Annotated in this window: 14 protein-coding genes; 4 read left to right on the plus strand and 10 right to left on the minus strand. The window is 66.7% G+C overall.

What is annotated here, in order from left to right; all coding sequences use genetic code 11:
- Nucleotides 1-2 precede the first annotated feature (2 nt).
- Both AB0N24_RS07910 and AB0N24_RS07915 read right to left on the minus strand, forming a co-directional pair.
- The gene (locus AB0N24_RS07910) at nucleotides 3-1280 is read right to left on the minus strand and encodes a sugar ABC transporter substrate-binding protein (RefSeq protein WP_364122643.1); all 1278 of its coding nucleotides are present in this window, start codon (nucleotides 1278-1280) and stop codon (nucleotides 3-5) included.
- A gap of 58 nt (nucleotides 1281-1338) precedes the next feature.
- Nucleotides 1339-2352 carry a hydroxyacid dehydrogenase gene (locus AB0N24_RS07915; RefSeq protein WP_364122644.1) on the minus strand — a complete coding sequence of 338 codons (1014 nt, stop codon included), beginning with the start codon at nucleotides 2350-2352 and terminating at the stop codon, nucleotides 1339-1341.
- 166 nt (nucleotides 2353-2518) lie between these two features.
- Here AB0N24_RS07915 and AB0N24_RS07920 point away from each other — a divergent pair, with 166 nt between their 5' ends.
- From AB0N24_RS07920 to AB0N24_RS07930, 3 genes are read left to right on the plus strand one after another with little or no spacing between them, the layout of a single operon-like run.
- Nucleotides 2519-4537, plus strand: a complete 2019-nt coding sequence (locus AB0N24_RS07920) for a heparinase II/III family protein (RefSeq protein ID WP_364122645.1) — start codon at nucleotides 2519-2521, stop codon at nucleotides 4535-4537.
- A complete protein-coding gene (locus AB0N24_RS07925) occupies nucleotides 4534-5685 on the plus strand; it encodes a substrate-binding domain-containing protein (protein ID WP_364122647.1) in 1152 nt (383 codons plus the stop codon). Before AB0N24_RS07920 ends, AB0N24_RS07925 begins: the two co-directional genes overlap by 4 nt.
- Nucleotides 5682-6383, plus strand: a complete 702-nt coding sequence (locus AB0N24_RS07930) for a ThuA domain-containing protein (protein ID WP_364122649.1) — start codon at nucleotides 5682-5684, stop codon at nucleotides 6381-6383. Before AB0N24_RS07925 ends, AB0N24_RS07930 begins: the two co-directional genes overlap by 4 nt.
- 71 nt (nucleotides 6384-6454) lie before the next feature.
- Here the strand turns inward: AB0N24_RS07930 and AB0N24_RS07935 are convergent, their stop codons facing one another.
- From AB0N24_RS07935 to AB0N24_RS07965, 7 genes are all read right to left on the minus strand, one after another.
- A complete protein-coding gene (locus AB0N24_RS07935) occupies nucleotides 6455-8209 on the minus strand; it encodes a beta-galactosidase family protein (RefSeq protein WP_364122651.1) in 1755 nt (584 codons plus the stop codon).
- A gap of 145 nt (nucleotides 8210-8354) precedes the next feature.
- Nucleotides 8355-10346: a DUF2264 domain-containing protein gene (locus AB0N24_RS07940; RefSeq protein ID WP_364122653.1), complete on the minus strand. Its 1992-nt coding sequence runs from the start codon at nucleotides 10344-10346 to the stop codon at nucleotides 8355-8357.
- Complete coding sequence (locus AB0N24_RS07945; protein WP_364122655.1) at nucleotides 10343-11617, minus strand: ROK family protein; 1275 nt, start codon at nucleotides 11615-11617, stop codon at nucleotides 10343-10345. The genes AB0N24_RS07940 and AB0N24_RS07945 overlap by 4 nt, the downstream gene beginning before the upstream one ends.
- Nucleotides 11618-11649: 32 nt before the next feature.
- Nucleotides 11650-14355, minus strand: a complete 2706-nt coding sequence (locus tag AB0N24_RS07950; protein ID WP_364122657.1) for a beta-galactosidase — start codon at nucleotides 14353-14355, stop codon at nucleotides 11650-11652.
- A 2-nt stretch (nucleotides 14356-14357) separates the two neighbouring features.
- On the minus strand, nucleotides 14358-15212 hold the full coding sequence (locus tag AB0N24_RS07955; protein WP_364122659.1) for a carbohydrate ABC transporter permease: 855 nt from the start codon (nucleotides 15210-15212) through the stop codon (nucleotides 14358-14360).
- Nucleotides 15212-16198: a sugar ABC transporter permease gene (locus AB0N24_RS07960; protein ID WP_364122661.1), complete on the minus strand. Its 987-nt coding sequence runs from the start codon at nucleotides 16196-16198 to the stop codon at nucleotides 15212-15214. The genes AB0N24_RS07955 and AB0N24_RS07960 overlap by 1 nt, the downstream gene beginning before the upstream one ends.
- A 14-nt stretch (nucleotides 16199-16212) precedes the next feature.
- Entirely contained in the window at nucleotides 16213-17508 is a 1296-nt protein-coding gene (locus AB0N24_RS07965; protein WP_364122663.1) for a sugar ABC transporter substrate-binding protein, read from the minus strand.
- A 285-nt stretch (nucleotides 17509-17793) separates the two neighbouring features.
- Here AB0N24_RS07965 and AB0N24_RS07970 point away from each other — a divergent pair, with 285 nt between their 5' ends.
- On the plus strand, nucleotides 17794-18030 hold the full coding sequence (locus AB0N24_RS07970; RefSeq protein WP_104175208.1) for a hypothetical protein: 237 nt from the start codon (nucleotides 17794-17796) through the stop codon (nucleotides 18028-18030).
- A gap of 5 nt (nucleotides 18031-18035) precedes the next feature.
- On the opposite strand, the gene AB0N24_RS07975 is transcribed toward AB0N24_RS07970, so the two are convergent.
- The gene (locus AB0N24_RS07975) at nucleotides 18036-18323 is read right to left on the minus strand and encodes a MoaD/ThiS family protein (protein ID WP_104175209.1); all 288 of its coding nucleotides are present in this window, start codon (nucleotides 18321-18323) and stop codon (nucleotides 18036-18038) included.
- Nucleotide 18324: the final 1 nt, after the last annotated feature.

Consider the following 18324-nt stretch of genomic DNA (forward strand, 5'->3'; position numbering starts at 1 on the left):
GGTTACTTCAGGACTTCGTCCCTGACGCGCTTGCCCATTTCAGTGATGCCGTCGGCCACCGATCGTTCGCCCACCATGACCAGGTCGTGCTCCTGGTTGAGGATCTTGTCCGTAGCAGCGGACTTGTCGCTTACCGGCATTTCAAGGGCGGTCTCGTCCGGGGCGAACGCCTTCTTGGAGAGCTCGTCGGTGGGCAGCCCGTCCAGCTTGAAGTACTCCGCCGTGACGGACTCGTTCTGCAGGGCCGGCACAACGCCGATCTTGGAGATGGCTTTGGCGCCTTCCTTGCCGGCCGCCCACTCGATGAACTTCTTGGCCTCATCCGTGTGTGCGGCGTTCTTGTTCACTGCGAACGCGGTGGGAGACCCGAACGTGGAGACCTTGCCGTCGGAGTCCTTCTGCGGCAACGGCGCCAGGCCCCAGTTGACGTTGGTCTTGCCGTCCTTCTTGGCCTGCAGGATGCCGGCGATGTACCAGGTGCCCATGGGCATCATGGCAGCCTGCCCGGTCTCGAACATGGTGCGGTAGCTGGTCTTCTGGCTCTTCGCCGTACCGAAGTCCAGGGTGGCGCCGCTCTTCTGCAGGTCCAGGGCAGTGTTGTACTGCTCCTCAAAGAAGCCGTAGTCTCCGCTGACCTGGTCCCCGCCGTTCTGCGCTGCCGCAATGGCCTGGACCACCGAACGCCAGATGTGATGGTAGGTGCCGTACACCTTCTTGCCGTCAGCAGTGGTGGTCAGCTTCTTGGCGATCTCCGAGTACTTCTCCCAGGTCAGGTCCTTCGGGTCCTCAACTCCGGCAGCCTTGAACATGTCCTTGTTGTAGTACAGCAGCCAGAAGTCCTGCCGGTAGGGCGCGGCGAAGTACTTGCCGTCGATGTCGAAGGCGTCCAGGCCCGCGAGGTTGTCCTTGCCCACCGTGTCCACAACGCTGTTGATCTCCTGCAGCTGGCCGTTGCTGGCATAGCGGGAGTAATCGATCACGTTTTTCATGGTGAGCACGTCGGTGGTGTCGCCGCCGGCGAGCATGGTGGTGACCTTCTGGGGGTAGTCGTCTGCCAGGATGTCGACAGGTTCGATGTCGATGTTGGGGTTGGCAGCTTCGTAGCCGTCGAAGAGGGCTTTGAACTCGGGGGTGCCCTCGTAGTTCCAGACCGAGACGGTCAGCCGGGTCTTGCCTTCGGCGGCCTGGGGTTCGGCGGGACCGGCGGCACCGGCGCAGCCGGTAAGGCCAAGCCCTGCAGTCACCGCCAGGGCGATCGCGGCGAGGGTTGTGCGCTTCATTGCGTTCTCCTTATGAGGGGGTTGGGTCTGCCGCAGGTGCGGCTTGGTGGGGCCGGGCCTAGGCGCTGAGGCCGAGGTCCTCGTGTACTACCTGGGCCAGGAGGTCCTTGCCGGCGAGGTACCGCTCAAGGTCGTCCAGGGCGGCATCGGACATCCTCCGGGTTTCTGTTCCGAGGGAGCCGGCGATGTGGGGCGTGATGATCACATTCGGGAAGTCGTACAGCCTGGAGTCCGCGGGCAGGGGCTCGGGTTCCGTGACGTCCAGCAGGGCAACGATGCGTCCGGTGGCGCACTCGGCTTCGAGTGCTTTCGTGTCAACCAGCGAGCCGCGGGCGGTGTTGATCAGCGTCGCGTGGTCCTTCATGGCGCGAAGCTCCCGTGTGCTGATCATGTGGCGGGTTTCCGGCAGTGCAGGTGCGTGGATGGTGACGACGTCGGACACCGGCAGGAGATCCTCAAGCGTCACCAGCGTGCCGCCGGCTGCCGCCACCTCAAACGGATCGGCGTGGGGATCGCTGACCAGGCAGGTCACGTCCTGGAGTTGCCGGACCAGCTGGACCACCCTGCGGCCGATGCGGGAGAAGCCGATGACGCCGACCGTGCGGCCGATGTTGCCAAGCTCGCCGCGGGCCGTGGTGTAGCTCCAGTCAGTACGGAAAGTGCGGGCATCGTTGGCCAGGACGTGGGCCTTCTTGCCGGCGAGGACGATCGAGGCGAAGGTGAATTCGGCGACCGGGATCGCGTTGGCGTCCGCTCCGTTGGTCACCAGGATGCCGCGCTCCCACAGCTCGTCGCTGACGAAGCTCCGGACTGTTCCTGCACAGTGGAAGACGGCCCGCAGCTTGGGCATGCGCTCCAACCGCTCAGCCGTGAGCCGGGGAACTCCCCAACTGGTGAGGAGGATCTCCACCTCTTCCAGGCGCCCGGCAAGTTCCGGCGTATCCAGGGAATCCGTCCATTGCTGTCCACCAAGGTCGACCAGTCCTGCCAGCCGCTTCAGTCGCGTGGAGTCGAACTGGTCGGCAAAGGTTCCGCTATTCATGACCAGCAGTGCCTGGGGCTTGAGCGACATTGAGGGGATCCTCCCTTCGGGTTCTTGGTCGGCCTGTTCGACCGGTTATTTATGTGTTGCATCACATCTAATAATCGGTACATACTCATAAACAAGACAGTTCATTCAATTCGATCGAAGTCGATCTAAAACATTCAGATTCGAACACACGAGGGAAGAATCCAGCATGGCAAAACCCACCGGCACCGCCGCTGTTGAGGCGCCGCCCCGGTCCCGCACGCAACCGCTTCTCGCCGGTTGGGGCACCAACGCTGCCGGCCGCGCGCTGACCAATGCCCTGCAGGGTTCCAGGGACCGTCTCACCGTGCGTCCAGCGTCCGACGGCGCGTGGCAGCGCGCCGCTGCACACCCGCTGGGGCAGCTGATCGCCCAAGCTGCCGAGGAGAAGGGGAGCCTCTGGCCGCAGCCGCTGGTGTCCCACTACGCCCGGTATTTCCGCGACGGAAACCGCACAGCGTACGAGGGACTCGTGGCGGAACGGCAGCAGCGGCTGACGCGCGCCGTCGTGATGGCTGCATTGCCGCGCGGGGCGGACGGCGAGGCGGACGCCTGGCTCGATGAAGTGATCGACGGCGCGTACCTCCTGTGCGAGCAGAGCTCCTGGAGTTGGGCCGCGCACGACGACGTCTTCACCCGTGCCGGCGACGTGGTCCCGGACCGCACGCGGCCATACCTGGATCTCGGTGCCGGCGAGATCGCAGCCCAGCTCGCCTGGCTGGACCTGGTCCTCGGCGAGCAGCTGGACGAGCGCGCACCCGGGCTGCGGAAGCGCCTGCGGGACGAGACACACCACCGCGTGATCGGGCCGTTCCTGGACCGGCTCGACTGGCACTGGCTCGGACTCGACGGGGATGTTCACAACTGGAACCCCTGGATCCACTCGAACATCATCGCCGCCGCTCTGCTGCTGGTGGACGATCCCGGGCTGCAGGCCCGCACCGTCGCCCGCTGCATCGAGGGCCTTGACCGCTTCCTTGCCTCGATCCCGGCCGACGGCGCCATCGATGAAGGCTTCGCCTACTGGTGGAACGGCGCCGGCCGGGCACTCGAAGGACTCGCTGTCCTGGAACAAGCCACCGGCGGGATGCTCGACGCCGATCTCCCGGTCATCCGCGCGCTGGTCGCCTTCCCGCACCGCATGCACCTGGGCCACCGGTGGTTCCTCAACGTGGCCGACGGCCCGGCACGCGCCGCCGAGGGGCTCCCGTGGGACATGCTGCACCGCTGGGCCGTCCGGCTGGGCGACGCGGAAGCCGCCCGGCACGCCGCCGTCTTCGCCAACCCGGAACCGCATTCGTCGGCGGGACTCGGCCGAGTGCTTCACTCTCTGCTCTCCCCCTCCCAACCAGGTAGCAGCAGAGGTCGTTTTGAGGGCTCAGAACGACAACAACTGCTACCTGGTTGGGTAACGTACCTCCCGTCGGTGCAGATCATGGTGGCGCGGCAAACTCCGGGCACCACGGAGGGCCTCACCCTGGCCGCGAAGGGCGGGCACAACGGCGAGCACCACAACCACCGCGACGTCGGGTCGGTCGTGGTCGCCGTCGACGGCGTGCCCCTGCTGGTGGATGCCGGGCAACCCACCTACACCGCCAAGACGTTCGGACCCGATCGCTATGACATCCGGGCCATGCAGAGCGCCTGGCACAGCGTTCCTGCGCCCTTCGGCCTCGAACAGGGAACCGGTAAAGGGTTCGCCGCCATGGTCATCCAGGAGCCGACGCCGGAGGAACCGACGCTCGCGCTCGGGCTTGGCGAAGCCTACGGATTGGACCACGCCGAGCAATGGATCCGCACATCCCTGCTCAACCAGGAACTCGGGGCTGTGGTGATCGACGACCGATGGAACCTGCCGCCGTCCCCGGAAGGCGCGGCCGGAGAAGGGACAGCTTCCGGCGGGACGGACGACGTCGACATCAGCTTCCTCGTCGCCGGCACCTTGAGCATCGGTAATGACGCGACGGCGACCGTCATGCCGGACGGCATCCCGACTGTGGCCGGCGGCAAGGGCATGCGCCTGCGCTGGAAGCCGGCTACCGCCGTCGTCCTCGTGGACGAATGGCACCTCGACGATCCGCTGCTGCGCGACGTGTGGGGCCACAAACTGACCCGCCTGCGGTTCCGCATGCCCGCCGAAACCCGCGCCTCCGGCGCATTCACCCTTACCGTGGAGGCAACGAAATGAGTCCTGAATCCAGCCCGGAAGCGGGCGGCAAGTCGCTGTTCTCCCTCCAGCGTCGTGAGCGGCTCATGGAGGAGCTGCGCGCGCACGGCGCCATCACCGTACGCGACATCGCCGCCAAGCTTGGCGTCAGCGAACTGACCATCCGCCGCGACGTCAACATCCTCGCCGACGAAGGCCTGGTATCCCGCGTGCACGGCGGCGCCACGCTGCGGAGCCCGCTGGACCGTTCCGCGGTTGCCGGCAAGCCCTCATCGCACGGCTACTCCATCGGCATGGTGGTGCCGTCGCTGGACTACTACTGGCCGCAGGTCATCAGCGGCGCGCGGGAGGAAGCCGAGGAGCAGAACCTCCGGATCCTGGTCCGCGGCTCCGCCTATGACGCCGCAGACAACCGCCGGCAGGTCCAGGCCCTTCTCGACATCCAGAACATCGACGGGCTGATCGTGGCACCGGACATGTCGGGCGAACACGGCCAGGAGCTGCTGCGCTGGCTCAACGCCCTGCCCATTCCGGTGGTCCTGACCGAGCGCCGGTCGCCGGCGGAGGTCCCGGCACACCGGCTGGAATGGGTGGCAACCGACCACGCGTTCGGGGCGGGCATGGCCGTCCGCCATCTGTGGCAGGAAGGCCACCGCATGATCGGGTGCCTCACGGACTCCACCAGCCCCACCAGTCCGCACGTGGTGCGCGGCTGGCAGCAGGCGATGGCCGCCCTGAAAATTCCGGTCGAAAAATCCGTCCACGAAGACTCCGCCAAACTGGACAACGACCACCGCGCCAAGCATTTCGACCACGTCCTGCAGCGCTGCCGGGAGACGGAGACAACTGCCATGCTGGTGCATTCGGACACCCAGGCCGTGGCGTTTGTCCAGCACTGCGTGGACCGGGGGGTGGACGTGCCGGGAAGCATGGCGATCGTGGGCTACGACGACGAAGTGGCCTACCTGGCGGAACCGGCCATTTCCGCTGTCAGGCCGCCCAAACGCTACGTCGGCAAGGTGGCCGTGCAGCTCATGGCGGCACGGCTGGCCGAGGGCCGGATGCGGCCCGTGCACCGCATCGACCTCAACCCGGAACTGATTGTGCGCGACTCGTCGCTGGGCGCGCCCCGTCAGCAGCCCGGAAACGTCCTCCAGGATTCCCTGTGACGGCGGGCAGGTTGACGTCTGCCAGGGCACTGCTCCTGAGCGGCACCGGCCGCTACGCGGACCCGTGGCATCCGTTCGCCCAAACGTCCGCCGCCCTCGCGGCGCTGCTGCAGGAAGGGGGCTTCGAGGTGGAGACGGCGGACGACGTCGATGCCGCCTTGGCGGGGCTGGGAACCCACGCGGCGTGGCCGGATCTGCTTGCCGTCAACGTTGGTTTGCCCCGCGACGGCGGGACGTCCCCCGGCACGGCGGCCGCGGCTCGGGGACTGGAGGCCTGGGTGTCCGGCGGCCGGCCGATCCTGGCCAGCCATGTCAGTTCAACGAGTTTCGTGGACTCCCCGGCCTGGGAGGACGCACTCGGCGGCCGGTGGGTCCGCGGAACGTCTATGCACCCCGAGTACGGCACCGCGCACATTCTGGTGGACCCCGGATCCGGCGCGCTGGCAGCCGGAATTCCGGACTTCGAACTCTCCGACGAGCGCTACAGCTGGCTGCGCGTCAACCCGTCCGTGTCGGTCCATGCCCGGCACCGGCACGACGGCGCCCTGCATCCCGTGGCCTGGTCCCACGTCCGCGGCGGGGCCAGGACGTTCTACGACGCACTGGGCCATGATGCGCCCTCTTTCGAGTCACCGGAACACCGGGAGCTGCTTCGGCGCGGCATCGCCTGGCTGGCCGGCGGCATCACCGCGGCCTGACGCCTGGCCGGCCGGGGGAGGCCGGCCGGGGGTGTCAGGCTACCGGGCCGGCGCCTGCCGGCCCGGTATGCCTACTTCTCGTCCGGGCCCAGGTCCGGGCTGTCCACGAAGCGGACCTCCCGCGTGACGCTGCCGTGGAGTTCCAGGACGGCGAGTTCATTCCGGCCGGCGCGGATGAGCGGTGCAGGAATGTACAGGGTGCGCTGGGGGCCGCGGCTCCAGTACCTCCCCAGGTTGAAGCCGTTGATGAAGGCGTTGCCCTTGGTCCAGCCGTCCAGCCGGAGGTACCTGTCTTCCGGGCCGTCGGCTTCAAAATCGGCGAACGAAACCGACGGTCCGGCCACCCCGCCACCGCCGGGCCTGAGAGCGCCGGCAGCCCCGCGAAGCTCTTGGAGTGCCGCGAAGTCCAACGGGCGGATTTCCCACCCGAGGAGTTCCTCGCCGTCGAGCTTTACCGGGGCAATCAAGCCCTTGACCTCGCCGATCCGCTGCCCGTAGTTCACCCGGCCCTGGTCTTCCACCAGGACCTGCAGCAGCCCCCCGGACGGCAGCGCAATGGCACGTTCGCCGAGGTCCCGGCTCAGAACGCCCACGGGGACGCCTGCCAGGAAGAACTGGGCGCGGTCGCGGACTTCGCCGACCGTCAGCACCCCGCCATGCTCCAGCACGGTGCTGTAGAGCGTGAAGCCCCGGTAGTGGGCGGCGTCTTCGGTGGTTGGCGCCGGACCGGGCACGTCCAGGGCGGTGCCCAGTGCCGGCAGGACGTCCAGGACCGGGACTGAAGCGTGGACCCTTACCGTCGAGGCGATGGCCTGCGGACGGCGTTCCGGCAGCTCGTCCGGGACCGGGAAGTACTTCGAGATCACCTCGCGGAAGGCGAAGTATTTCTCGGTGGGGTAGCCGTCCTCGGTGAGCGGGGCGTCGTAGTCGTAGGAGGTGATGGTGGGTTCATAGATGCCCTTGTCGTTGGCGCCGTTGGTGAAGCCGAAATTGGTGCCCCCGTGGAACATGTACACATTCACGGACGCCCCGGCAGCCAGCAGGGCATCCAGCTCGGTGGCGGAAGCGGCGGCGTTGGTGGTGTGGTGATGCGTGCCCCAGTTGTCGAACCAGCCATTCCAGAATTCGGCACACATGAGCGGCCCGCTCGGCTGGTGGCGGCGCAAAACCTCGAGCCGCTCAGTGGCGCGTGAACCAAAAGTGCCTGTTTTGTGCAGCTCCGGAAGGGAACCGTCCTCGATCATGGTGCCGAACGGCTGGTCGCACGTGAAGAGCGGAACGTCGATCCCCTCACGTTTGACCAGGTCCACGAGGTGCTGCAGGTAATGCTTGTCGTTGCCGTAGGCGCCGTACTCGTTTTCGATCTGGACCATGATCACGGGCCCGCCGCGGCCGATCTGGCGCTCGGCCACCGTGGGCAGGATCGCTGCAAAGAAGGAGTCGACGGCGGCAAGGTAGCTTGGTTCGCTGCTGCGGATCCCCACGGTCGGGTCGCTGAAAAGCCAGGCCGGTAGCCCGCCGTTGTCCCATTCGGCACAGATGAAGGGCCCCGGCCGGACGATGGCCTGCATCCCCTCGGCCGCAACCAGGTCGAGGAAGCGGCCCAGGTCGAGCTGGCCCTCGGCGGTGAAGGCGCCGGGGTGGGGGACGTGTTCGTTCCACGGGACGTACGTCTCGATGGTGTTCAGGCCCATCAGGCGGGCCTTGCGGATCCGGTCCTGCCACAGATCCGGATGGACGCGGAAGTAGTGGATGGCGCCGGACAGCACGCGGAACGGCTCGCCCCGAAGCAGGAAGTCTTCCTCGCCTATGGCAAAGGTTCCCATCTTGGTGTCTCCTTCTACGTCGAGCCACGTGGGCGCCGACATAATTCAACTCTTATTTCAACCATTAGAATAACTCTCACGACTGCGGTTGGGAAGACCCGCCGCCTCCAACCGTAGAGGGACCACCCCCCGGGCCGCACGGGGGTCAGAGCCCCAGCGCCGGAAATTCTGCGCCCAGCCGGCCGAGCGCTACCGACCGCACCTGCCGCGCCGAGCTGGCTGATTCGTCGGCTGACTCGCCGCCGGTGAAGCCGGCGGCGCAAAATTCGATCCTGGCGCCAGCCACATCCTCCACGTACCGGACTATCCAAGTCGGTGCAGCCTCAGATCTGAATATAACCACTGCGGCATATATGCCGTCGGCCGCCGGTCCGGACGTACCCGCCCACGGGATACCGTGCCCGGTCCCAACAGGCGAGGGGCGCAGGTCAACATGGTGGCCGCCGTCGTCGAGCTCCCCGCCAAAGCCGGCCAGGGGCGCTACGGAACTGTGAAGCGCGGAACCGTGAAGCCCGCCGGAACCCGGAGTAACTGGCCAGCCTCCGATCAGGAGCCGGGCCGGCGGACACTTGTCAGCGCCCGCCAACCGCACAACCCGCACTTCCGCATTGCCGCAGCTGATGGACAGCACGGTAAGTTCGGGGCCGGCGGTCGAGTGGCCGCGTGCGCCGCTGCCGTGGTCCGGTCCGCCGTCGGGGTCCGCGTCGATCCAGTTCGCGGACCAGCGCGAGGCACCGAGGAGCACCCCGTCAGCATCCGCCTGGCCCAATACTTCGAAGCCGGTCCGGTGCGTGTGGCGGCCGGTGCCGTCAACCAGGGTCACGGCGTTGTCCAGCGACTCCGGTTCCAGGTCCGGGAAGCTGTGCGTCGAGTATCCCAGGCGGGCGTAGAGGGGCGAATCGGTGGTGAGGTCCCCCTTGTTGGCGTGGTCGGTTCCGTGATTATGGATGCGGACCACGCCGTCCCGGGCCGTGCCGCTGACCTGCCAGCCGGGGGCCGCGATCAGCCGGGCGGTATCGCCGGTCTCCACCGGCAAGGGTTCCTCCACGGCCGTCCACACCCGGTGATCGGCCGGCAGGGCCAGCCCCATCATTCCCTTGGCGGCCCAGTAGGGGGATCCGGCTCCCGAATAGGACTGCTTCATGCCGGGGAACTCGCCGTGCCAGCCGATGGACAGCAGGCCGTCCTGGTCCATGGCGCCGTGGCCGGCGAAGTAGTTCAGCATCCCGGAAGCCGCGCGGCGGCTCAGGCCCGGCGACAGCCGCGTATGTCCGGCAAGTTCGCCGGCCCAGAACGGCGCTGCCGCGGCGAAACGGTAAATCAGGCTGCGGCCCTGGACCAGCGGGGCGCCGTTGGCTCCCACTAGGTAGGCGGCGTCGTCCAGGAAGTCCGCCAGCCGCGCGCCGTCCGTGGCCGCGCGCGCTTGTACCCTGGGATCCTGCGGAGCCATCAGCGCCCAGAGCTGCGGATAGACCTGGAAGGCCCAGCCGACGTAGTGGTCGTAGGAACGCTCCGGACCGTCGGCGAACCAGCCGCCGCCCTGGTAGAGGGAATCATGAACGGCCAGGCCGGCGTCGATGTCCACGTCGGAGTAGCGTCCGCCCACTGAGGCGAGGAACTGCTCCACAACAATCTGGAACCAGACCCAGTTGATGGGCGGGTAGTCCTCCCCGATGACCGTCTCGAACCAGGCGATGAGCTGTTCCTGGACGCGCTCCGGAAGCCGGTCCCAGAGGTGTTCGCGGGTCAGGGCCAGGCCCACGGCCAGGGACGCCGCTTCCACCTTGGCCTGTCCCAGTTCGTCCGGCCGCGGCCACCTCTCCGCCGAGTACGGGTCGGTCCCCGCATCCAGTCCTTTGGCGTACCAGTCGGCCAGCCAGCCTGTCCCTTCGGGATCACCGGCGATGCGGAAGGAGGCCAGCAGGAAAGTCCTGGCGAAGGCTTCGAGGGAGTCACTGCTGCGGCCGTAGGCGCTCACGGCACCCGGCAGGTGGATGTTCGCGTGGCTTTCGGTGCCGTGCACATGGACGGAGCGCAGCAGATGGTCGGCGTAGCCGGTCCAGTGTCCGCGGGTCAGTCCCGTGTACGGGGAGAGCGTGTAGTCCGGTTCCGGCAGGTCCAGGCGCGGCCGGTTCATGCGCCCGCTGCCGGCGCGCCTGCAGCCGACTGTGCGGCGTTGCGCACCGCGCTCCGGTTGGCGGAGCCGCGGCTCGGCAGCCCCACCTGCTCCAGGAATCCTTCGAGGGCAAAGGTGGCCATGCCCAGGGTCACCGAATTACCGGCCACCGTGGACAGGCCCACACGGACGGCAGCGCCGGCGCTGGGCAGCATTTCGTTGGGCAGGTACTTTTCGGTGACCTGGAGGAGTTCAGCGCCGATGCTCCCGGCCGTCCAGCCCAGGATGCTGACGTGGTCCGGGTTGATGAAGTTGATCAGGTTGCCCAGGGCGGCGGCGAAGTAGCGGCCCGTGACTTCAATCAGTTCGATGCAGTCAGGATCGCCGTCGGCCAGTCCCTTGGCGACGTCCGACACGAACTCGCGCTGGCGGTCTCCGGTCAGGAGGTCGTGGGCGGCGTTGATCTCCGCCATGGTCATCTGCAGCCCGGGGACACCGAGGTAGGCTTCCACGCAGCCATGGCGCCCGCAGCGGCAGAGGCGGCCGCCGAAGACCAGCGTGGTGTGTCCCCATTCGCCGGCGGTGTTGCTGGTGCCGCGGACAAGGTCGCCGTCAATGGCCAGGCCGGCGCCCACGCCGGTGCCCAGGTTGATGGTGGCCACGTTGTTGACCAGGCGCCCGGCGCCGAACCACAGTTCCGAGATGGCGATGGCCCGCAGCGGGTTGTCGACGTCGACGGGGAGCCCGATGGCCTCGGCCAGCATCGACTGGATCCGCACTTCGTGCCAGTCCCAGTTGGGGGCGAACACGGAAACCCCGCGTTGCGGGTCCACCTGGCCGGGAAGGCTGACACCTGCACGCAGCAGGCGGTCCCGGGAGATTCCGGCGTCGGCCGTGGCCTCGTCAATGACGCCGGCCACGCGGCGGACCAGGGCGGCAGGTTCGTTTTCCTCGATGGCCAGCTCGCTTTCGGCCTGGCCGATCACCCCGAGGGCGAGATCGTAGATGTCCACGTGGATGTAGGTCTCGGCGATGTCCACCCCGACCAGGGCGCCGCGGTCCGGCGAGATCTTCAGCCGCGTCACGGGGCGGCCGCCGCCGGAGTCCTCCCGGCCGGCTTCCACGAGCACGCCGACGTCGATCAGTTCGCCGACAATGTTCGAAATGGTGGCAAAACTCAGTCCGGTTGAGGCTACCAGTTCCTGCCGCGTTGCAGTGCGCAGGGAGTAGAGCCCGCGCAGCAGGGCAAAGCGGCTTTCGTTGCGGATGTCCTTGGACGTTCTCTTCGTCATGGTCTGCTTCTACGTTCGCTTCGGTCGGATTGTCAGCTGTGCGCCGGTTGGCACAGCAGGGATTCGAGCCGGCCCGGGGAGGTGCCGCGGCTTTCCAGCAAAAGGGTGAGTCTGGCCCGCGGTTTCATCATAGGCGCCGGGAGCCAGATCACACCGGGGTCGCCGCCGCGCATTGGCGGCGTCCCGTCCGTGCCCGGCGGATCCAGCAGGAGCCGGCCAAGCCGGGTGCCGTCCAGCCAGGCGCTGAGCATCAGCCCGGAGCCGGCAGCCTTCAGGAAATACCCCCTTCCGTCGGACAGTTCCGGCAGTTCCGCCAGCTCCGGCCACAGCCATCGGGCCGCACCGGCAGGAACCTCCAGCGGTACCGCTCCGCCTGGCGCAGAACCCGGCACGGCACGGTCAGCGAGCTCATCGAGCGCATCCTGCGGCAGTGGCTGGACCGACCAGTCCTGCAGCCTGGAACCGGACAGGAGGGTGACGGGGCCCGGGCCATGGGAAGGATCGTGCGGGAAGGAGACGGCCACGTCCCATCCGGCAGAACCGGATGGCAGGACGCCGGAGGGCAGGAGAAGGTACGGATTCTCCGGCGTCACCGTCACCTTTAACGGGCTCCCCACCGAAACCGCCACCGGGCACGGCAGGCCGGCGAAATGCAGGTAGTTCCGGTCCTCCGGCCCCGCGGGGATGGTCTTCCGGTACTCGATGCCCACGCCAAGCCGCGTGCTGCTCCAGCCGCCAAAGCGGCGAAGGGCCCGGCCGGGTTCCGCCCACTGGCCGCCGCCGTGGACGTGCCAGAGGCCGGATACGTCGGCACGCCGGGAAACAGCCATGACGGTCCCGGGCCCGCGCAGGGAGCCCAGGGCCAGCGCCGGCAGCCGTGCGTCATCGAAGTTGGAATGACCCCAGATTTCGACGTCGGCGGTGAGCTCGCCGCCGTTGCCGGACGGAAGGTCGACGACGGCGGCAGCACCGAACGGGGTCAGCGTTCCCAGTGCTTGGGGCGCCGAGGCGGCGTCCGCGGCGAAGGTCAGCGACAGGATGTCCGCGGCTCCGTCGACCAGAAGCTGCGTGCAGCCGGCCGGCACCGCGGCCCGGTACCGGCCGCGGCCGGCGTGGACGCCGAGGGCCTCAAGCGGCGGTGCGGTGGAATGCCCGGCTGACGGCACGTCCGCGAAGAGCTCCGCCGTTGCTGTGGGGGCCGTGCAAAGCACGCGGCCGGCCCGGTTCGCTGACTCGTCATTCGTCCCGGGGGTCCCAACGGCCGCAGCCGCCGTCCTCCACACAAGCCGGGACCCGCCGTCGAACACCACCGAGCCGGGACCGGCTGACAGGTCCGCCTCGAGCCGGCCGCCGCGGATCTCCGCCTGCCCGGATTCCTTCTCCAGGCCGCCGTCGGGCGCCAGCAGCAGCACGGCGCCCGGTGTCGCGGCGAAAGTGAGTTCGAGCCGGCCGGCGGTCCGCGCGACGGCGACCAGTTCCGCCGTCGCCAGTTCCAGGGTTGCGGGCACGCCCCACTCCCCCAGCGGCAGGTTCACGGGCAGCAGCGGGCACTGGCCCGGCGGCACCGCCACGGAGGCGAAGGCGCCGGCGTCGGTCTTGATCTGGAGGGTGCCGGTGCGGTCGGAGAGGTTGGGCATGCCTGCCAGGTGGCCGCCGCCGGCCAGGGCCAGCGCGGGCCGCACGCTGGAGGTGGCAAATTCAGGCACCAGCTCCACCGGAGCATCCAGCACCGGGACGGACGCTGCGAGCCGGGCACCCAGGGCTCGGATCACACCGGCGAGTTTCTGTCCTTCGAAGAATTCCGGACGGCGGCCACCGTCGGCGGACACGTAGCCGCCGAAATCGTAGCTGTGGGTCATGAAGTTTCCGGGGTTTCCCCAGTTGCCTGCGGAGGGGTTGAGCCCGAAGTTCCAGCCGGAGCTCTGCAGATAGGGGGCAATAAGCCGGGCGCCGGCCAGCAGTTCGCGCCGCAGCGTGAGGTGCAGCCGGTTGGTCTCGGTCACCAGCAGGGGCAGGCCGCGGGCCGCCAGCTCGCGCTGGTAGGCCAGGACCTCGGCCTCGATGTCCGGTGACGAATCGTCCGGATAGAAGTTGGCCGCGGGCACCACGCCCTGCGCTCCGCCCGTTGCCGCTGACAGGTCGCCCTGCCCGGCGCAGGCGATGACGGGCACGGTGATGCCGGCCGCCGCGGCAGCATCGGCCAGTGCCTGCATGTAGCCCGGCCGGTCCAGGCAGTCGAAGAAGTCGAGTTCGTTCTCAATCTGCAGCAGGATGATGCTCCCGCCCAGGCCGCGCTGGCGTTCCGCGAGGAGCGGCAGCACCTGCCGGTACCACCCAAGGGCCTGGGCGAGGAACTTCGGTTCGTTCTGCCGGACCTTCAGCTCCGGGTCCAGGCCAAGCCAGGCCGGAAGCCCGCCGCCATCCACTTCGGAACAGATGTACGGGCCGGGGCGGGCCATAACGAACAGGCCTTCAGCCGCCGCCAGGTCCAGGAACCGGGCAACGTCCCGGCCCCCGGAGAAGTCGAACACGCCCGGGGCCGTCTCATGGAAGTTCCACGGTATGTACACGTCCACGGCGCGGTAGCCCGATTCACGGACCAGCCTCAGTCGGTCCTGCCATTGCTCCGGCGGCAGCCGGAAGTAGAACAGCGAGGAGCACAGCAGGACCTGTGCCTCGCCGTCGATCATCAGCCTGCCGCCCTCGAGCGAAACAGGACCGCCTGAAGAGGATTTCATGGCTACTTGACCCCTGCGCTTCCGGTGGAGAGGTTCATCTCGTACATGTACTTCTGGCCGAAGTAGTAAATGATGATCATCGGCAGCGAGAGGAACACCGTACCCACCATCACCAGGTTCCAGGGCGGCGTCTGCAGTTCCTGGCTGGTGCTCGTCAGGAGCTGGACGCCCAGGGCGAGCGGCATCTTGGTGTCCTCGTTGATGTAGATCAGCGGCCCCATGAAGTCCCCCCACGTCCACGTCAGGGTGAAGATGGCGATGGCGATCAGCACCGGCGTCATCATGGGCAGGACGATCCTGCGGAAGATGCCGAAGTAGCCCAGGCCATCCACCATCGCGGCCTCGTCCATTTCCAGCGGAAGCCGGGAAACGAACTGCCGGATCAGGAAGATGTTGTAGGCATTGCCGAAGAAGTTGGGGATGATCAGCGGCAGGAAGGTGTTGATCCAGCCGAGCTCCTTGAACAGGATGAACTGCGGAATCATGGTGATCTGTGCGGGGATCATCATGGTGGCCAGCACGATCATGAACGTGATGTTCTTGCCCTTGGCGCGGAGCCTGGCAAAGGCGTAACCCACCAGGGCCGAGGAGAACACCTGGCCAACGGCTGAGAGCACCGAGATGACCACCGAGTTAAGGACAAAATTTCCCACCGGCTGCTGCGTCTGGAAGATCCGGACGAAGTTGTCCCAGCGGAATTCGGTGGGGAACAGCGAGAAGCTGCCCGTACTTACGGTCTGGTCGCTGCTCAGGGCGATGGACACCACGAAGACCAGGGGTGCGAAGAAGACTGCGGATGCGATCAGCAGGCCTGCGTAGGTGAACGCGGTGCTTTTGTAGACCTTGAGCTCGGCCATTAGTTCTTGACCTCTGTTTCGTAGAAGACCCATTTGCGTGAGGTCGCGAAGGCGATGACAGTGAGCACCATGACGATCAGGAACAGGAGCCAGGAAATCGCCGAGGCATAGCCCATGTGATAGTTCCGGAAGGCCTCGTTGAAGAGCAGGGGAACCAGCATCTGGCTGGCGTTGTCCGGACCGCCCTGGGTCAGGATGTACACCTGGGCGAAGACCTGGAAGGCGCCGATGATGCCCATGATCAGGTTGAAGAAGATGATGGGGGTCAGCTGCGGGAACGTGATGCTCCAGAACTGCCGCACCGAGGACGCGCCGTCGATTTCCGCAGCCTCGTAGAACTCCTGCGGAATGCCCTTCATGCCCGCCAGGAGAAGGACGGTAGCTCCGCCTGCCTGCCACAGGGAGAGCAGGATGATGGCCGGCTTCACCCATTCGGAGTCGAACAGCCAGGCCGGCCCGTCAATGCCGAACAGCGCCAGGACCTTGTTGAGGGGGCCCGAATCGGGGGCCAGGAGCATCTGGAAGATCAGGGCCACGGCCACGATCGGCACCAGGTGCGGCAGGTACACCAGGGTTCGGAAGATCTTCCTGGCCCGCATTTTCTTGTTCAGCAGCGCCGCCAGCCACAGCGCGATCCCCATGCCCAGCGGGACGGAGAAGAACGCGAAGTAGAAGGTGTTCCAGAGCGTCTTGTGGAACACCGTGTCCTCTGTAATGAGGCGCGCATAGTTGGCCACGCCCACCCAGTTGGGGTCCGTGAAGGAGTCCCAGTCGGTGAAGGACAGGTACACCGACGCAAGCATGGGCCCGAGGAGGAAGACCACAAAGCCGAAGACCCACGGCGAAATGAAGAGCCAGAAGAACCTGGCCTCCTTGCGCCGCATGGAGCTCGGGCGTGCTTTTTGTTGGGGCGCGGCGGCCCTCCGTTCCGGCGCCGGAGCCGGAGCGGGGGCCGGAGCGGGGGCTTTCTGCTGAACGGTTGTCATTGGTCGGGGCTTCCCTAGGCCTTGACGATGGTGTCGAGGCGCTTCTGGAGGTCAGCGGCAGTGGCCTTGGCATCGGACTTGTTGAGCCAGAAGTCTGCCATGGCGTCCGTCATGGCCTTCTGCATTTCGTTCCACTCAGGGATGAACGGCGGCTTGAAGATCGACGGCGCCGAGTCCGGGAACACCTGCATGTCCACATCCCCCTTCAGCCAGGACGGCTTGAGGAACTCCTGGCTTTTCTGCAGGTCCTGGCGCGCCGGCACGTCCTGGCCCAGCTTCAGGATGGGCTGCTGGCCCTCGGCCGAGGTCATGAACTCAATGATCTTGAAGGCATCGGCCGGGTTCTTGCTGCTGCGGGACACGGCCAGGCCGGAGCCGAAGGCTGAAATGGCCTTTTCCTTGCCGCGCCAGATGGGCGCAACGTCCCAGCTGATCTTTTCCTGCTTGGCAAGGTTCCCGATGTTCCAGAACCCGGTGCTGTTCATCATGACCTTGCCCGAGGCAAAGGCCGCGTCACCGCCGACTCCGGCACCCATGTTGGCGTAGTCCACCTTGGAGGGTGCCACTTTGTGCTTGTAGACCAGGTCCTGGCAGAACTGGAGGGCTTCGATGACTTCAGGGGTGTTGACCGTGGGCTTGCCACTGGACGGGTCGATGATCTGGCCGCCGTTCTGGTACGCGAAGGACATCCAGATGGGCCACCATTCAGTGCCGCCGAATCCGAAGACGCCGTTTCCGGTCAGTTCCTTGGCAGTGGACAGCAACTCATCCCAGGTCCAGTCGGCGGTGGGCGCCTTGAGGCCCTTCTTTTCGAACTCGGCCGTGTTGTAGTACAGGATCATGGCGCCGGCGCGGTCGGGTACGGCGTAGGTTTTGTCCTTGTACTTCCAGTTTTCGGCCACCGGCCCGAAGGTCCCGGAGAGGTCCAGCGAAGCTTTGGAGATGTAGTCATCCAGCGGCAACAGCTGGTTCTTTGAGCTGTAGGCGTTGGCGTCCTCGGCCACCTGCATGATGTCCGGCCCCGTGCCGCCCGAGATCATCGTCTGGACCTTCTGCGCGTAGTCCTTGTTGGGAATGATCTGGAGCGTGATGTTGTAGTCCGGGAACTTGCTCTTCGCCAGGTCAAGCCGGGCCTGGTAGGCGGCCTTGTCAGGATCCCCGCCCCAGACCGTCATCACAAAGTCCTTGGCGCCGGAGGAGGCGGATCCCGAGCCGGAGCCGCAGGCCGTGAGCGTGATGATGCCGACCGCCGTCGCACCGAAACCGGCCAGCAGGCTGCGGCGCGAGACATTGGTTTCAAGAAGCTTCATTGCATTCCCTTCATTGGCCGGCGCTCATTGCCGGACGCGGTGTACCCGAAGATGTGAGCGGATTCAGCCGGTCGCGGCGAGCCCGAACGGCCCTTACGCTATTGCTTATTCTAACCCTTGTCAATAGTATTTAGTGACGTGTGGCACAGGGTGCGAAACAGTGGGGGCGCGGAAAACTAACGCGCCCATTACCGGCATGAAACGCGGCGGCAACAATGGCGAAGGACACTGGATGTGCCGGCAATTGCAGGCAGAAGCCCAAGCTCCAGCTCAGGAGGCCACGCCATGTTGAAGGAAGCCAAAGCCCATGTAACCCGTGTTCGCGCCCTGGACCAGTTGCACCGCGGCGACGAGATCGAAGCCCGGCTGTCGGTAGGTCCCAGCTATGACGACGTAGTGATCCGCCGGGGCAGGGTGCAGGAGACTGCGCCGGGAATCGGCGTCGTCTGGATCATGGACCGCCAGACCGGAATGCGCAAGGCGATCAATGCGGACGAATGCAGCGTTTGGCGAGTAGCCTGAGCCCCTCAGCCCCCGGCCACGGACTGGATGATCACCACTTCCTGGCCGCCGGCCACTTCAGTTTCCAGCCCCCGCAAGCGCCGGACCTCGTCGCCGTTCACGTAAATATTCACGTAGCGGCGGAGGGCACCGGTTTCATCCCTCAGCCGCCTCGCAAGCACCGGGTAGTCACCGGCCAGCGAGTCCAGCAGGAACCCCACAGTCACCGCCCCGTCGGCGGGCGCAGTCAGGATGGACTGCCCGCCGGCGAGCGGCTGGAGGACACTGGGCAGCACCACGCTGATGTCAGCCACA

Origin of the sequence: Arthrobacter sp. NPDC093128 (assembly GCF_040683875.1) — a bacterium.
Taxonomy (GTDB): domain Bacteria; phylum Actinomycetota; class Actinomycetes; order Actinomycetales; family Micrococcaceae; genus Arthrobacter.

Bases quoted from the DNA above. Each gene is read 5' to 3' on its own strand.
- AB0N24_RS07910 (WP_364122643.1), bottom strand. From the start codon at position 1,280: ATGAAGCGCACAACCCTCGCCGCGATCGCCCTGGCGGTGACTGCAGGG.
- AB0N24_RS07915 (WP_364122644.1), bottom strand. From the start codon at position 2,352: ATGTCGCTCAAGCCCCAGGCACTGCTGGTCATGAATAGCGGAACCTTT.
- AB0N24_RS07920 (WP_364122645.1), top strand. From the start codon at position 2,519: ATGGCAAAACCCACCGGCACCGCCGCTGTTGAGGCGCCGCCCCGGTCC.
- AB0N24_RS07925 (WP_364122647.1), top strand. From the start codon at position 4,534: ATGAGTCCTGAATCCAGCCCGGAAGCGGGCGGCAAGTCGCTGTTCTCC.
- AB0N24_RS07935 (WP_364122651.1), bottom strand. From the start codon at position 8,209: ATGGGAACCTTTGCCATAGGCGAGGAAGACTTCCTGCTTCGGGGCGAG.
- AB0N24_RS07940 (WP_364122653.1), bottom strand. From the start codon at position 10,346: ATGAACCGGCCGCGCCTGGACCTGCCGGAACCGGACTACACGCTCTCC.
- AB0N24_RS07945 (WP_364122655.1), bottom strand. From the start codon at position 11,617: ATGACGAAGAGAACGTCCAAGGACATCCGCAACGAAAGCCGCTTTGCC.
- AB0N24_RS07950 (WP_364122657.1), bottom strand. From the start codon at position 14,355: ATGAAATCCTCTTCAGGCGGTCCTGTTTCGCTCGAGGGCGGCAGGCTG.
- AB0N24_RS07955 (WP_364122659.1), bottom strand. From the start codon at position 15,212: ATGGCCGAGCTCAAGGTCTACAAAAGCACCGCGTTCACCTACGCAGGC.
- AB0N24_RS07960 (WP_364122661.1), bottom strand. From the start codon at position 16,198: ATGACAACCGTTCAGCAGAAAGCCCCCGCTCCGGCCCCCGCTCCGGCT.
- AB0N24_RS07965 (WP_364122663.1), bottom strand. From the start codon at position 17,508: ATGAAGCTTCTTGAAACCAATGTCTCGCGCCGCAGCCTGCTGGCCGGT.
- AB0N24_RS07970 (WP_104175208.1), top strand. From the start codon at position 17,794: ATGTTGAAGGAAGCCAAAGCCCATGTAACCCGTGTTCGCGCCCTGGAC.